We start from the raw sequence: 14,124 nt of genomic DNA on the forward strand, positions 1-14,124 counted from the left end.
CCGCCCACCCCTCGCATCCGGGTTGCTGATGACCAAGGTCCCATATCTGACGCCGGTGCCCGATACGCCGCCCGAGGCGCCGCATCTGCCCGGCCTCGCGCCGCAAAGCGTCGAGGAGCGCCGCGCCGAAGAGGTGCTGGTCGTCGATGTCTCGGGCTTCGAGGGGCCGCTGGACCTTTTGCTGACGCTGTCGCGCACGCAAAAGGTCGATCTGATGCAGATCTCGGTGCTGGAACTGGCCGACCAGTATCTGGCCTTTGTCGAAGAGGCTCGCGCGCTGCGCATCGAACTGGCCGCCGATTATCTGGTCATGGCGGCATGGCTTGCCTATCTGAAATCGCGGCTGCTCTTGCCCCCCGACCCCGAGGCCGAGGGACCATCGGCCGAGGACATGGCCGCGCATCTGGCATTCCAGCTGGAGCGGCTGCAAGCCATGCGCGAGGCGGCAGCGCGGCTGATGGGGCGCGACCGGCTGGGGCAGGACCGCTTTCAGCGCGGCGCGCCCGAGACCGTCACCCGCGCCCGGCAGGTCGCCTGGCAGGCCGGGCTGATCGACCTGATGCGCGCCTATGCCCGGCTGCGCACGCGTGACGAATTCCGCCCCTATGCCTTTGACCGCCGTGACGTTTTCACCATGGAACAGGCGCTGGACCGGGTGCGCGGGCTGATCGGCTTTGCCGGCGACTGGACCGAGCTTGCCTCGTTCCTGCCCGAGGGTTGGCATGCCGACCCGGCGCGCCGCCGTTCGGCCACCGCCGCCACTTTTGCTGCGACGCTGGAACTGGCACGGCAAGGCGCGCTGGAACTGCACCAGTCTGACACTTTCGCACCGATCACCATTCGCAGGCGTCCTCCGCAATGACCTCTGACAGCTCTGACACCGAGGCCGAAGCCCCCGACCTGCAACGCTTTCCGCCGCCGCCCATGGCCGATCAGGAACGCATGGTCGAGGCGGTGATCTTTGCCTCGGCAAGCCCGATGAGCCTGCGCGAGATCGCCGCCCGCCTGCCGGCCGGCTGCGACGCCGCCGAGGCGCTACAGGGCCTGCGCGCCCGCTATCAGGGGCGGGGGGTCGAGCTGGCCCGCGTCGGTGACGCCTGGGCCTTTCGCACGGCGGGCGATCTGGGCTTTCTGATGCAGGAAAGCGTCGTGGAAAGCCGCCGCCTGTCGCGCGCCGCGACCGAGACACTGGCCATTATCGCCTATCACCAGCCCGTCACCCGCGCCGAGATCGAAGAGATCAGGGGCGTTGCCGTCAGCCGGGGCACGCTGGACCAGCTGATCGAAATGGAATGGGTCCGCATCGGTCGCCGCCGCCAGACGCCGGGCCGGCCGGTGACCTTTGTGGTTACGGAAACCTTTCTGGATCATTTCGGGCTGGAAAGCGCCCGCGACCTGCCGGGGCTGGCCGAGCTGCGCGCGGCGGGACTGCTCGAATCGCGCCCGAATATCGAGGGCGCGACCCCGGACATGTTCCAGAAGGTCGAAGAGGACGATGAGGGAGTCGATCTCCCCGCCGACGATCTGTTCGAAGATGAGTGAATATCGCGGTATAGTGCAATGAATTTATGCAGTATTCCGCATTTGAATCAGCCGGTACGGAATTGCTTGGCCAGCTTCAGCCCCTGACCCTGATAGTTCGAGGCGATGCCGGTGCCGTAAAGCCGTTCGGGCCGCTCGGCCATGCGCTCATAGACCAGACGGCCGACGACCTGTCCGTGTTCCAGCGCAAAGGGCGCCTCGTGGCAGCGCACCTCAAGGACGCCGCGCGCGCCGTGACCGGCACTGCCATGGCCGAAACCGGGATCGAAGAAACCGGCGTAATGGACGCGGAATTCGCCGACCATGGCCAGGTAGGGGGCCATCTCGGCGGCGTAATCGGGCGGGATCGCCACCGATTCGCGGCTGACGAGGATATAGAAGGCGCCGGGGTCCAGAATCAGCTGGCCTTCGGTGGTGCGCAACTCGTCCCAGAAATCGCGGGCCGCATAGGCGCCGATCCGGTCCAGGTCGATCACGCCGCTATGCGGGCGGGCGCGATAGCCGACCAGATCGCCCCGCGCGGGCCGCAGATCGACGGAAAAGCCTAAGCCCTCGTCGATAAGTGCCTCGTCGGTGACCAGCGGCTCGCGCCCGTGCAGGACGCGCAGATCGGCATCCGACAGCACCGCCTGTCCCTGCCGCAACCGCAGCTGGTTCAGCCGCATCCCCGGGCGCACAAGGACCGAAAAGCTGCGCGGGCAGATCTCGGCATAGATCGGGCCGTCATAGCCCTCGGGCAGGCGGTCGAACTCGGTGCCTTCGTCGGTCACCAGCCGCGTCAGCAGGTCCAGCCGCCCGGTCGAGGATTTGGCATTCGCCACGGCATCGAGGCCCTTGGGCAGGGTCAGCCGCTCCATCAGCGGGACCAGATAGACGCAGCCCTTTTCCAGAACGGCGCTGCCGGTCAGGTCCATGCGGTGCATCTCGAAGTCGGCCAGCCGCTCGCTGACCTTGCGCCCGCGCCCGCTGAGGAACGAGGCGCGCAGCCGCCAGGCGCAGTTGCCCAGCCGCAGGTCAAGGCTGGCGGGCTGGATCTGTTCGGGCAGGATCGGCTGTTCGGCCCGGATGGCACCGGTCTCGATCAATTGCCGCAGGCTTCTGTCTGGAAGGACACCGTTCAAGCTCACCTCCCGGTGAAAAGGGAAACGCCCACCCCCGCATGGAGATGGGCGTTTTCGGAATGGTCGGGCCGGAGAGATTCGAACTCTCGGCCTTCCGCCCCCCAGACGGACGCGCTAACCAGGCTGCGCCACGGCCCGACGAGGGGCATATAGAGCGAAGCGCGAGGCCAGCACAAGGGGCCAAGAGCGGAAAAATCGGCCTTTGCCGGATTTGCTGTGGGTAATCCCGGATGGGTCGTGTCGGCCCGCAAGAGCATGCGGTCTAGCGGGCGTCGCGCAATCCGTCGCGCAGCGCTTTTGCCTGTTCGGGCAGGGGGTTGCCATGAAGCTCAAGCGCGCGCAGCGTGGTGACGCTGCTGACTAGCCGGGCGAGCCATGAGGGCGCAGGCTTGCGGTCGAATTCGGGAAAAAGCGGCAGCGTGCCGGCGGTCTCGGCGGGCTTGCGCCGTCGCGCGGCCGCGCCGGAGGGGGCGGCTGCGGGCTTTTCCGCCTGCGGCCGGGGGGCGGGCGCGGCCTTGGGCGCCTCGGGCGCCGGGCTGGCCAGCCGGATGACCGGGGCGGGGGCAGCCGCCTCGGTCGTCTCGCCCAGTGTATCGCCCAGACGCGCCGCGCCGACATTGCGCAGCGCCGCGCCCCGGTCGGCCGAGATCAGCCGCTTGGCCCCGCGGATGCTGAGGCCTTCCTCGCGCAGGACCTGACACAGGCCGGCGGCAAGACGCACGTCATCTGGGCGGTAGTAACGGCGCCCGTCCGCCCGCTTGACCGGCGAAAGTTGCGCGAATTGCGATTCCCAATAGCGCAGGACATGCGGCGCGACGCCCACGAGACGCGAAACCTCGCCGATCGAACGGAAGGCGTCGGGCGACTTGCTCATGCGTCAGGGCCTGTTCCCTGCGGCCACGCGATCCTTCATCAGATGCGAGGGGCGGAACGACAGCACGCGCCGGGGCGTGATCGGCACCTCTTCACCGGTCTTGGGGTTGCGGCCGATCCGCTCGTTCTTCTCACGCACGGAAAATGTGCCGAAGGATGATATCTTGACCTGCTCTCCCCGCACCAGCGCGTCTGAGACATGACCCAGAACGCTTTCGACCAGTTGCGCTGATTCATGTCGGGACAAACCCACTTCACGGAATACGGCCTCGGCCAGGTCCATGCGGGTCAGGGTGGTATCGCTCATCTCGGAACCTCATTAAACGAGTAAAGGATGGTTTCTTTGTCGGTGCGTGTCAACAACCGGCCCCCGATTCTGTTCCTCAGACAGCCGGTTTTGTCCCGTATTATTCGCGCCTTACTGGCAGGACCCCGCGCAATACCGGGACTCCAGGGTTTGACGGCACGAGAATCACACCTATCTTTAAGTGATATTGCCTTGCAGACGAGGTTTCCATGGCCGGCGGATGGGCCCGCGACGACGCGGTGAATGATCAGATCGACGTCTCGACGCAGGAGGCGATCGAGCGGATGCGGCTGCGCAACGCCCGGCACACAATACGGGAAAGCGCGGAATTCTGCGATGAATGCGACGAGCCGATTCCCGAGGCGCGGCGCCAGGCCATGCCCGGCGTGCGGCTGTGTGTCGCCTGCCAGTCGGGACATGACAAGGCCTGGCGGCCATCGGCGGGAATCAACCGGCGCGGATCAAAGGATTCGCAGCTGCGCTGATCACCAGCGCAGGACGACCGCCCCCCAGGCGAGGCCACCGCCGATGGCCTCGGCCACCAGAACCTGACCCGGCTTGATGCGGCCTTGCGCATTGGCCACCGACAAGGCCAGCGGAATCGAGGCGGCCGAGGTATTGCCGTGATCGGCGACGGTCAGCACGACCTTGTCCATCGGCAATTGCATGCGCTTGGCGGTCGCCTCGATGATGCGCAGATTCGCCTGATGCGGAACCAGCCAGTCGACGTCCTCCGGCCCAAGCCCGCCCTTGTCCAGGGCGTGATGCGCGGTATCGGCCAGTTTCTCGACCGCGTGGCGGAAGACCAGATTGCCCTGCATGCGCAGATGGCCCGCCGTCCCGGTCGAGGCGACGCCGCCATCGACATAAAGCAGATCGCGATATTGGCCGTCGCTGTTCAGATCCGTGGCCAGGATGCCGCGATCCGAGGACGCGCCTTCGGCCTCGGCGGCCTCCAGCACCACGGCGCCTGCGCCGTCGCCGAACAGCACGCAGGTGCCGCGATCGGTCCAGTCCATGATCCGGCTGAAGGTCTCGGCGCCGATGACCAGCACACGCTCGGCAAGGCCGGCGCGAATCATCGCATCGGCATTGGCCAGCGCATAGACAAAGCCCGCGCAGACCGCCTGGATGTCATAGGCAAAGCCCCGGCGCATCCCAAGGCCGGCCTGCACCATGGTCGCGACCGAAGGAAAGGTCAGATCCGGGGTCGAGGTGGCGACGATCACGGCGTCAAGCTGGTCGGCACTCAGCCCGGCATTCTCCAGTGCAGCGCGGCCGGCCAGAATGCCCAGATCGCTGGTGCGCTGTTCCTCGGCGGCGAAATGGCGCCGCTCGATGCCGGTGCGGGCACGGATCCATTCGTCACTGGTGTCCAGCTTGTCCTCGAACCAGCTGTTTTCCACTACCCGCTCGGGCAGGTAATGGCCGGTCCCCCGGACGATCGCACGCCGCATCAGGCCGCCCCCTCACTGTCACTCTTTTTATCGTTAACCGCGGCTCCCAGCGCGATGGACTGAGCCACGCGCGCCGCAAGCCGATCCTGAAACCCGGATTTGCCCAGCTCATAGGCCAGCTTGATCGCCGCCGCGTTGCCGGTCGCATCGGCCGAGCCATGCGATTTCACCACGGTGCCGTTCAGGCCCAGAAAGATGCCGCCATTCACCCGGCGGGGGTCCATGCGTTTTTGCAGCCGCTTGAGCGAGGTCATCGCCAGAAGCGCCGCGAATTTCGACAGGATGGAATTGGCGAAGGCTTCGCGCATGAACTCGCCGACCAGCTTGGCGGTGCCTTCGCCGGTCTTCAGCGCCACATTGCCGGTAAAGCCGTCAGTCACGATCACATCGACGCGCGAGCTGGGCAGATCGCCCCCCTCGACAAAGCCGACATAGTCGAAATTGGCGGTCTCGGCGATGGCGGGCAGCATTTCATGCGCCTGCTTCATCTCGGGCCGGCCCTTGTGGTCCTCGGTCCCGACATTGAGAAGGCCCACGCGCGGCCGGGCAAGGCCCAGACCGTTGCGGGCATAGGACATGCCCATCAGCGCATAGGTGATCAGGTCCTGCGCGTCGGCGCGGATATCGGCGCCGCAATCGAGCATGACATTGAAGCCCTGCGGATTGCGCGAGGGCCAGAGGCAGGCGATGGCCGGCCGGTTCACGCCTGGCAGCTTGCGCAGGCGCAGCATCGACAACGCCATCAGCGCGCCGGTATTGCCGCAGGAGACCGCCGCGACCGCCTCGCCCGAGCGCACGGATTCGAGCGCCGACCACATCGAGGTGCCTTCGCCCTTGCGCAGCACCTGGCTGGGCTTGTCATCCATGGTCACGACGCCGGCCGCATCGCGAATGTCGCAACGCTCGGCCAGCCCACTGCGGCGCGAGATCAGCGCCTCGAGCTCGGCCCGGGGGCCATGCACGATGAAGCGGATATCCGGGTTCTTCTCGGCGCTTTCGGCCATCCCGGCCACGACCGCGGCCGGGCCGCGATCACCGCCCATCGCGTCAACGGAAATTGCCAGTATGGGACCGCTCTTGGAGGGTCCCAGGGCAGAGGACGTGACGGAAGATGCCATATTCGCAGAGAGGCGCTGGCGGCTTACGCCGCGTCGTCGTCCAGATCGACCTCATTGCCACGGGCCATGACCTCACGGTCGGCATAGTGGCCGCAGGACGGGCAGACGTGATGCGGGCGCTTCAGCTCGCCGCAATTGGTGCATTCATTCGGGTTACCGGCAACCAGGGCATCATGCGAACGACGCATGTTGCGGCGGGACCGGGTAACTCGGTTCTGAGGGACGGCCATGTCTCAACCTCAAGTGGTTCGGGGGGCAAGCCATGGGGCGGCCCCGGATTTGGTGTTTCGTATCTGCGGCGGGCATAGGCCACTGGAGCGTTGGCCGCAAGTCGCGAATGACATCGCTGAGCGGGGGCCGCGGTCCGGGATTCCCCCCACCGGTCAATTGAACGCGCGAAAATAGCCGGAAATTGCCTTTTTGCAAGGGGAAAGTTCGGGGGCGGGGAAACCTCGCGGCGCCGGCGGCGCCGCGGCCTCCGGCGGGGATATTTGAACATGAAAGAAGCCCGGGGGCCGGGCCGTTTCCGAAGCCTCGGGCGGGCTAGCGGCCGAGCTTGGCGTGGACCTCGTCCAGATCGACCTCGCCTTTCGGGAGCTTGTTGTCGGGATTGTCGAAATCGTACCTGAAGAGCTGGAAGTCCTTTTTGTAGATTTCCCAGATCAGGTGGCGCGACAGGTCATCGAAATAGGCGCTGACGGGATGGGCGCGCTTGGGGCCGTGGCCTTCGGATTCGTTGAAGCGGGGCGCCTCATTCACGTCGAGCTTGACCGGGGTTGGCGCGGCATCCAGCACCTTCTGCATGCCTTCGTTGAATTTCTCGGTGAAGAAGATCTGGTCATAGCGCCCGCCATTCACGATGAAGGTGGCGATATGGCCCGACATGGCCGACCAATGGATGTCCGGCTCCATCGGGCGGCGCCAGCGGATGGTGTCGCGCGCGAACAGCAGGAAGCGGCGGAAGCTGGCGATCTGGTCGAATTCGAAGCCGTTTTCCGGGCCGCCCACATCGACGCCGTAGCGCTGCAGCAGTTGCGGCACCAGATTGCCGCGATAGCGGTTGCCGTTGCGCTGGATGCCGGCGATCTTGTCGAAGAACGAGGACAGGATGCGCGCATAGGGATTGCGCACGCAGGTGAATGTCAGCGTCTGGTGGGCCTTGACGCTGGCCTCGATCAGCGGCTGGCTTTCGGGCTGGTTCCACTTGTGCAGGCCGGTGGTCGAATCGTGGATGTCGCCGTCGAAATACTGGCCATGGTCGGAATGGAACATGATCTGACCGATCGACGAGCAGGCGCATTTGGGCACGACGCGATAGACCATGCTTCCGCTTTCGGTCATCCATGTTCCGGGAAAGCCCATTTGCGGTAATCCTCTTCACCGGCGCGACGGGCGACTTGCCCGGCCTGTCAAAATCGTTAAGGACAGAAAGCAAATCACCGGCAGATATTCAACCTGCCGCAGCAGGTTTCCGGCCCCGGTCGGGCAGGAAAACAGTCAGATGGCCCGTATTGCCTTTATTCTCTTGTGTCACAAGGATCCCAGCGGGGTCATCGCACAGGCGCAGCGGCTGACCGCGGCCGGCGATTATGTTGCGATCCATTTCGACGCCCGCGCCAAGACCCGTGATTTCGACGAGATCCGTCAGGCGCTGGCCGAAAATCCCTCGGTGGTCTTTGCCGGGCGGCGGCTGAAATGCGGCTGGGGCGAATGGTCGCTGGTCGCGGCGACGCTTGAGGCCGTGCGCGCGGCCATCACGGCCTTTCCGCAGGCGACGCATTTCTACATGCTCTCGGGCGATTGCATGCCGATCAAGTCGGCCGAATATGCCCATGCCTTTCTGGATGCGCAGGATTGCGACTATATCGAGAATGTCGATTTCTTCACCTCGGACTGGATCAAGACCGGCTTCAAGGAAGAACGGCTGATCTATCGCCACTGGTTCAACGAGCGCGCACGGAAATGGCTGTTCTATGCCAGCTATGACCTGCAGAAGCGATTGGGCCTGACCCGCCAGCCGCCGGCGGATATCCAGGTGCGGATCGGGTCGCAATGGTGGTGCCTGCGCCGCCACACCATCGAACAGGTGCTGCGCTTTTGCGACGAGCGCGGCGACGTGCTGCGGTTCTTTGCCACCACCTGGATCCCGGACGAGACCTTCTTTCAGACGATCGTGCCGCATGTCGTGCCCCGCAAGGAGATTCGCAACCGCACCCTGACCTATCTGGTCTTCACCGATTACGGCATGCCGGCGGCGTTCTATAACGACCATTACGACCTCTTGCTGGGGCAGGATCATCTGTTCGCCCGCAAGATCAGCCCCGAGGCGCTGCGCCTGCGCGAGCGGCTGGGCGCGCTCTGGGCGACGACGGGGGTGCATTTCCCGATATCGAACGAGGCCACGGGGCTGTTTCGCTTTCTGACCGGGCGCGGCCGGATCGGCCGCCGCTTCGTGCAGCGCTTCTGGGAAACCGAGGGCAGCCTGGGGCGCGACAACACGCTTTTGCTGGTCGTGGCCAAGAAATGGCATGTCGCCAAGCGGCTGACGGCGGCGATTCGCAGCCAGACCTCGATTCCGGCGGTGGACTATCTGTTCAACGAGATCGAGGCGCATCTGCCCGATCTGGGCGGGGTCGAGACCACGCTGGAAAAGCGTCATCGCCATCGCCGCGCCCTGCTGCGGGTGCTGTTCGAGCAGTTCGAGACCGACCGGCTGGTCATCTGTCTGGATCCGGCAGCGATGCATCTGATCGAGGATCTGATGTCCGACAAGGCCGAGACCCGGCTTTTGCTGATCGATTCCGAGCTGGACGACGCCTATGTCCGCGGCCATATCGGGCGCGTCGGGCTGGCCGGGGCACAGGCTTCGCAGGAGGTGGTGGACCGGCTGGTGCAGACCGTCCGCGCCGATCTTGAGCATGAAAGCGAGCGGCTGCGCGACATGGGCTTCGCCGGTTTCCATGCCATTGCGCCGGCGCGGCACCCCGAGGAGAATGCCGCCGAACTGGCGCGTTTCCTTGACGTCACGCCCGAGACGGCGCTGAGTCTGGCCAAGACCGACCATCTGTTCACCGACTGAGGAGTTCCCATGCCCGCCTATGATCCGAGCAACATCTTCGCCCGCATCCTGCGCGGCGAGATCCCCAATGACACCGTGCTGGAAACCCCGCATACGCTGGCCTTTCGCGATATCCGCCCGCAGGCGCCGGTGCATGTGCTGGTGATCCCCAAGGGCGCCTATGTCAGCTATGACGATTTCGCGGCCAATGCCCCGGATGCCGAGATCGTCGATTTCCACCGCGCCGTGGCCCGCGTGACCCGCGATCTGGGGGTTGATCTGGATCAGGGGCAGGGCTTTCGCGCCATCACCAATGCCGGCGAGCATGGCGTGCAGGAAGTGCCGCATTTCCACCTGCATATTCTGGGTGGCCGGTCCATGGGCCGGATGGTGCAGCCGGGCTGAGGCCGGCTTTTGCGCCTGGTCGCCTAATGCGAGGTCAGGCGCAGGAAGACGTCTTCGAGGTCAGGGGCCTCGACCGCGACGTCGCGAATGGGCAGGCTGGCGGCGCGCAGCGCGTCGATCAGCGCGTCAGTCGCAATGTGCGAGGGCGCATAGCTGATCGCCAGCCGCCCGTCCTCGCGCCGCTCGGCCCGGGTGCCTTCGGGCAGGGCGGGCAGGGCGCGGGCCTCGCCGGTGTCGATGATCAGGGTTTTCGAATCGGCATGGCCCAGCAGCGTCCGGGTATCCTCGCTGAGAATCAGCTTACCCCGGTCGATGATGGCAATGCGGTCGCACATTTCCTCGGCCTCTTCGAGGTAATGGGTGGTCAGGATGATCGTCATGCCCTGATCGTTCAGCCGCCGGACATTGCGCCAGAGCATGTCGCGCAGCTGGATATCGACGCCCGCCGTGGGTTCGTCCAGCACCAGGATCTGCGGGCGGTGGACCAGCGCCTTGGCCAGCAAAAGCCTGCGCTTCATCCCACCCGAGAGATGGCGCGAATAGCTTTCCGCCTGCTCGCTCAGGCCCACGAGATCCAGCAGTTCATCGGTCCAGCGTTCGGATTTCGGCACGCCATATAGCCCTGCCTGCACCTCGAGGCTGGCGCGGGGCGTCAGGAACGGGTCGATGTTCAGCTCTTGCGGCATGACGCCGATGGCGGCGCGGGACTGGCGCGGGTTCACATCCTGATCGAAGCCCCAGATCCTGACCTGCCCCGCGCTTTTGCGCACCAGACCGGCCAGAATGTTGATCGTGGTCGATTTGCCGGCCCCGTTCGGCCCCAGAAGCCCAAAGATCGAGCCGGCGGGAATCGCAAGGTCCAGCCCTTTCAGGGCCTGTTTGGGCGGATTGCCCCCGGCTGCGGCATAGATCTTGGTCAGCCCTCTGATCTCGATGGCGTTCGGGGTGGGCTGGGACGTGGTTTGGGGGGCTGGCATCGGCTGGCTGCAGTTATTATGATATCGACTGGTTTAACCGCCTTTGTCGCCCGAGCTCAAGGAACCGCCATGACCCTTCCGGCCCCCGAGATCCAGACCGTCACCTCATGGAAGGTCGCCTGCGACGGCGACGAGGCGCGGGGCCTTGGCCATCCGCGGGTCTGGCTGGCCATCGCGCAGGACAGCGGCTGGGTCGAATGCGGCTATTGCGACAAGCGCTTTGAAATCGACCGCGCTCACGCCCATGACGACCACTGAGCCGTCAGGCCGGCGCTGAAAGGCGGGCGTTTCGCCGGTTGAGGCGTTGCTGTGCCTCCGGCGGGGATATTTTTCCATGGAAGATGGAGAGGGGCACGCCAGGGGCTGGCGGGGTTGGCCCCTGGGCGCGGCTGTGGCAGAACGGGGCCTTGTGACGCGACAGAAGCTTGGGGGCGCATATGAGTGACGGTTTCGGCAAGGGCCACCACCTGCATCTGATCGACGGATCGGCCTTTATCTTTCGGGCCTATCATGCGCTGCCGCCGTTGACGCGCCGCTCGGACGGGTTGCCGATCGGGGCGGTCGCGGGATTCTGCAACATGCTGTGGAAATACGTGCAGGAGGCAAGGGGGGCGGATGCGCCGACCCATGTCGCGGTCATCTTTGACCATTCCTCGAAGACATTCCGCAACGAGATCTATCCGCTTTACAAGGCCAACCGCCCGGAACTGCCCGAGGATCTGCGGCCGCAATTCCCGCTGACCCGAGAGGCGACGCGGGCCTTCAACATCGCCTGTATCGAGACCGAAGGCTATGAGGCCGACGACATCATCGCCACCCTGTCCTGCCGGGTGCGGGATGCGGGCGGGCGGGTGACCATCGTCAGTTCGGACAAGGATCTGATGCAGCTGGTGGGCGGCGGCGTCGGCATGATGGACCCGATCAAGGGCAAGGCCATCGGCCCCGACGAGGTGCGCGAGAAATTCGGCGTCGGGCCTGAGCGGGTCGTCGATGTGCAGGCTTTGGCCGGGGATTCGGTCGACAATGTCCCGGGCGCGCCGGGAATTGGCATCAAGACTGCCGCGCAACTAATTGAGGAATATGGAGATCTTGAAGCGCTGCTTGAGCGCGCCGAGGAGATCAAGCAGCCCAAGCGCCGCCAGACCCTGATCGAGAATGCCGAACTGATCCGCATCTCGAAGCAACTGGTGCAGCTGGATTGCGAAACCCCGCTGGAGGTCTCGGACGAGGAGCTGTCGCTGCGCGACCCCGATCCGGCGGTGCTGCTGGAATTCCTGAACCGGATGGAGTTCCGCACCCTGACCAACCGCGTGGCCGAGCGTTTCGGCGCCGAGGTGCCGCCCAGCCCCGAGGTGGTGCCGGCGGCCCCGGCCGCGCCGGGTGCGGCGCCTTTGCAGGCGGACTTGCCCGCCATCGACCGCAGCCTTTACGTCACCATCCGCGACGAGGCGGTGCTGGCGGAATGGCTGGCCGAAATCACCGAAAAGGGTGTCGTCGCCATCGATACCGAGACCACCGGACTGGACGAGATGCAGGCCGGTCTGGTCGGGGTCTCGCTGTCGACCGGGCCGGGGCGGGCGGCCTATCTGCCGCTTGGCCATGTCGACGGGACGGCGGATCTGTTCGGCTCGGGTGCGCTGTCGTCGGGGCAACTGCCGCTGGAACGGGCGCTGGCGATGCTCAAGCCCGTGCTTGAGGATCCGGCGGTGCTGAAGATCGGCCAGAACATCAAGTATGACTGGAAGATCCTGGCCCGGCATGGCATTCGCATGGGGCCCATCGACGACACCATGCTGCTGTCTTACGCGCTGAATGCGGGTGCGCATAACCATGGCATGGATGAGCTGTCCGAGCTGTATCTGGACCACAAGCCGGTGCCGATCAAGGAGCTGATCGGCTCGGGCAAGGCGCAGATCGGCTTTGCCCAGGTGCCCATCGACAAGGCCGCCGAATATGCCGCCGAGGATGCCGAGGTGACCTGGCGGCTCTGGCATCATTTCCGGCCGAAACTGGCGCCGAACCGCGTCACCACCGCCTATGAGCGGCTGGAACGGCCGATGGTGCCGGTGCTGGCCGGGATGGAGATGTCGGGCATCCGCATCGATTCCGAGCATCTCAAGCGCATGTCGAATGCCTTTGCCCAGCAGATGGCCGGGCTTGAGGATGAGATCCATAGGCTGGCGGGCGGGCCCTTCAATGTGGGCAGCCCCAAGCAGCTGGGCGAGATCCTGTTCGAGAAGATGGGGCTCGCTGGTGGCAAGCAGGGCAAGACCGGGGCATTCTCTACCAGCGCCGAAGTGCTGGAGGATCTGGCCGCCGAAGGCCATGACCTGCCCGCCCGCGTGCTGGACTGGCGCCAGCTTTCCAAGCTGAAATCGACCTATACCGACGCGCTGCCGACCTTTGTGAACCCGGAAACCGGGCGCGTTCATACCAGCTATTCGATTGCCGGGGCGCAGACCGGGCGGCTGGCCTCGACCGATCCGAACTTGCAGAACATCCCGGTCAGGACCGAGGAGGGGCGGCGCATCCGCGAGGCTTTCGTGGCCACGCCGGGGCACCGGCTGGTCAGTCTGGATTACAGCCAGATCGAGCTGCGGATCCTGGCCCATGTGGCGCAGATCCCGGCGCTGAAGCAGGCGTTTCGCGAGGGTGTCGACATTCACGCCATGACCGCAAGCCAGATGTTCGGCGTCCCGGTCGAGGGGATGGACCCGATGATCCGCCGCCGCGCCAAGGCGATCAATTTCGGCGTGATCTACGGGATTTCTGGTTTCGGGCTGGCCCGCAACCTGCGCATTCCGCGCGCCGAGGCGCAGGCCTTTATCGACACCTATTTCGAGCGTTTCCCCGAGATCCGCGCCTATATGGACCGCACCGTTGCCGATGCCAAGGAAAACGGCTTTGTGCGCACGCTGTTCGGGCGGCGGATCATGACGCCGGGCATCAACCAATCCGGCCCTGCTGCGGGCGGTGCGAAGCGCGCGGCAATCAACGCGCCGATCCAGGGTGCTGCGGCCGATATCATCCGCCGCGCCATGATCCGCATGCCGGAGGCGATCCGGGATCTGCCTGCCCGGATGCTGCTGCAGGTTCATGACGAACTGGTCTTTGAGGTCGAGGAGGGCGCGGTTTCCGATCTGATCGGGGTTGCGCGCGGCATCATGCAGGGCGCGGCGGAGCCTGCCGTGCATCTGGATGTGCCGCTGATCGTCGATGCCGGGCAGGGCGCGAACTGGGCCGAAGCGCATTGAATGGCGCATTAA

General features: G+C 65.3%; 15 protein-coding genes and 1 tRNA gene. 7 read left to right on the plus strand and 9 right to left on the minus strand.

Annotation, left to right across the window (positions count from 1 at the left end):
* Nucleotides 1–28 precede the first annotated feature (28 nt).
* Together DFP89_RS09330 and scpB are read left to right on the plus strand one after the other, a co-directional pair.
* Nucleotides 29–862, plus strand: coding sequence for a segregation and condensation protein A (locus DFP89_RS09330; protein ID WP_245948635.1), 834 nt, complete (start codon nucleotides 29–31; stop codon nucleotides 860–862).
* Complete coding sequence (scpB, locus tag DFP89_RS09335) at nucleotides 859–1,542, plus strand: SMC-Scp complex subunit ScpB (protein WP_114349118.1); 684 nt, start codon at nucleotides 859–861, stop codon at nucleotides 1,540–1,542. The genes DFP89_RS09330 and scpB overlap by 4 nt, the downstream gene beginning before the upstream one ends.
* Before the next feature lie 47 nt (nucleotides 1,543–1,589).
* Here scpB and DFP89_RS09340 read toward each other — a convergent pair whose 3' ends face one another.
* From DFP89_RS09340 to ihfA, 4 genes are all read right to left on the minus strand, one after another.
* Nucleotides 1,590–2,663 (minus strand): 2'-deoxycytidine 5'-triphosphate deaminase, encoded by a 1,074-nt coding sequence (locus DFP89_RS09340; RefSeq protein ID WP_114349119.1) that lies wholly within the window; start codon nucleotides 2,661–2,663, stop codon nucleotides 1,590–1,592.
* Between the two features lie 60 nt (nucleotides 2,664–2,723).
* Nucleotides 2,724–2,801: transfer RNA gene (locus DFP89_RS09345), tRNA-Pro, on the minus strand.
* A 124-nt stretch (nucleotides 2,802–2,925) separates the two neighbouring features.
* Nucleotides 2,926–3,537, minus strand: a complete 612-nt coding sequence (locus DFP89_RS09350; RefSeq protein ID WP_114349120.1) for a MerR family transcriptional regulator — start codon at nucleotides 3,535–3,537, stop codon at nucleotides 2,926–2,928.
* 3 nt (nucleotides 3,538–3,540) lie between these two features.
* Nucleotides 3,541–3,843: an integration host factor subunit alpha gene (ihfA, locus tag DFP89_RS09355; RefSeq protein ID WP_114349121.1), complete on the minus strand. Its 303-nt coding sequence runs from the start codon at nucleotides 3,841–3,843 to the stop codon at nucleotides 3,541–3,543.
* Between the two features lie 209 nt (nucleotides 3,844–4,052).
* On the opposite strand from ihfA, the gene DFP89_RS09360 reads away from it, so the two are divergent.
* Nucleotides 4,053–4,328, plus strand: a complete 276-nt coding sequence (locus DFP89_RS09360) for a DksA/TraR family C4-type zinc finger protein (RefSeq protein ID WP_114349122.1) — start codon at nucleotides 4,053–4,055, stop codon at nucleotides 4,326–4,328.
* Here the strand turns inward: DFP89_RS09360 and DFP89_RS09365 are convergent, their stop codons facing one another.
* From DFP89_RS09365 to DFP89_RS09380, 4 genes are all read right to left on the minus strand, one after another.
* Complete coding sequence (locus DFP89_RS09365) at nucleotides 4,329–5,300, minus strand: beta-ketoacyl-ACP synthase III (RefSeq protein WP_114349123.1); 972 nt, start codon at nucleotides 5,298–5,300, stop codon at nucleotides 4,329–4,331.
* Nucleotides 5,300–6,418, minus strand: coding sequence for a phosphate acyltransferase PlsX (plsX, locus tag DFP89_RS09370; protein ID WP_114349124.1), 1,119 nt, complete (start codon nucleotides 6,416–6,418; stop codon nucleotides 5,300–5,302). The genes DFP89_RS09365 and plsX overlap by 1 nt, the downstream gene beginning before the upstream one ends.
* 23 nt (nucleotides 6,419–6,441) lie before the next feature.
* Nucleotides 6,442–6,648, minus strand: a complete 207-nt coding sequence (rpmF, locus tag DFP89_RS09375) for a 50S ribosomal protein L32 (RefSeq protein ID WP_114349125.1) — start codon at nucleotides 6,646–6,648, stop codon at nucleotides 6,442–6,444.
* Nucleotides 6,649–6,961: 313 nt separating this feature from the next.
* Entirely contained in the window at nucleotides 6,962–7,780 is an 819-nt protein-coding gene (locus DFP89_RS09380; RefSeq protein ID WP_114349126.1) for a sulfotransferase family protein, read from the minus strand.
* 139 nt (nucleotides 7,781–7,919) lie between these two features.
* Between DFP89_RS09380 and DFP89_RS09385 the strand changes: the two genes are divergently transcribed.
* A complete protein-coding gene (locus tag DFP89_RS09385) occupies nucleotides 7,920–9,497 on the plus strand; it encodes a DUF5928 domain-containing protein (RefSeq protein ID WP_114349127.1) in 1,578 nt (525 codons plus the stop codon).
* A gap of 9 nt (nucleotides 9,498–9,506) precedes the next feature.
* Nucleotides 9,507–9,881, plus strand: coding sequence for a histidine triad nucleotide-binding protein (locus tag DFP89_RS09390; protein ID WP_114349128.1), 375 nt, complete (start codon nucleotides 9,507–9,509; stop codon nucleotides 9,879–9,881).
* Nucleotides 9,882–9,904: 23 nt separating this feature from the next.
* On the opposite strand, the gene DFP89_RS09395 is transcribed toward DFP89_RS09390, so the two are convergent.
* Nucleotides 9,905–10,858 carry an ABC transporter ATP-binding protein gene (locus DFP89_RS09395; protein WP_114349129.1) on the minus strand — a complete coding sequence of 318 codons (954 nt, stop codon included), beginning with the start codon at nucleotides 10,856–10,858 and terminating at the stop codon, nucleotides 9,905–9,907.
* Nucleotides 10,859–10,927: 69 nt separating this feature from the next.
* Between DFP89_RS09395 and DFP89_RS09400 the strand changes: the two genes are divergently transcribed.
* Together DFP89_RS09400 and polA are read left to right on the plus strand one after the other, a co-directional pair.
* Complete coding sequence (locus tag DFP89_RS09400) at nucleotides 10,928–11,116, plus strand: zinc-finger domain-containing protein (protein ID WP_114349130.1); 189 nt, start codon at nucleotides 10,928–10,930, stop codon at nucleotides 11,114–11,116.
* 179 nt (nucleotides 11,117–11,295) lie between these two features.
* Nucleotides 11,296–14,112: a DNA polymerase I gene (gene polA, locus DFP89_RS09405; protein WP_114349131.1), complete on the plus strand. Its 2,817-nt coding sequence runs from the start codon at nucleotides 11,296–11,298 to the stop codon at nucleotides 14,110–14,112.
* Nucleotides 14,113–14,124 lie beyond the last annotated feature (12 nt).

The organism is Paracoccus lutimaris (assembly GCF_003337565.1).
Lineage (GTDB): Bacteria > Pseudomonadota > Alphaproteobacteria > Rhodobacterales > Rhodobacteraceae > Paracoccus > Paracoccus lutimaris.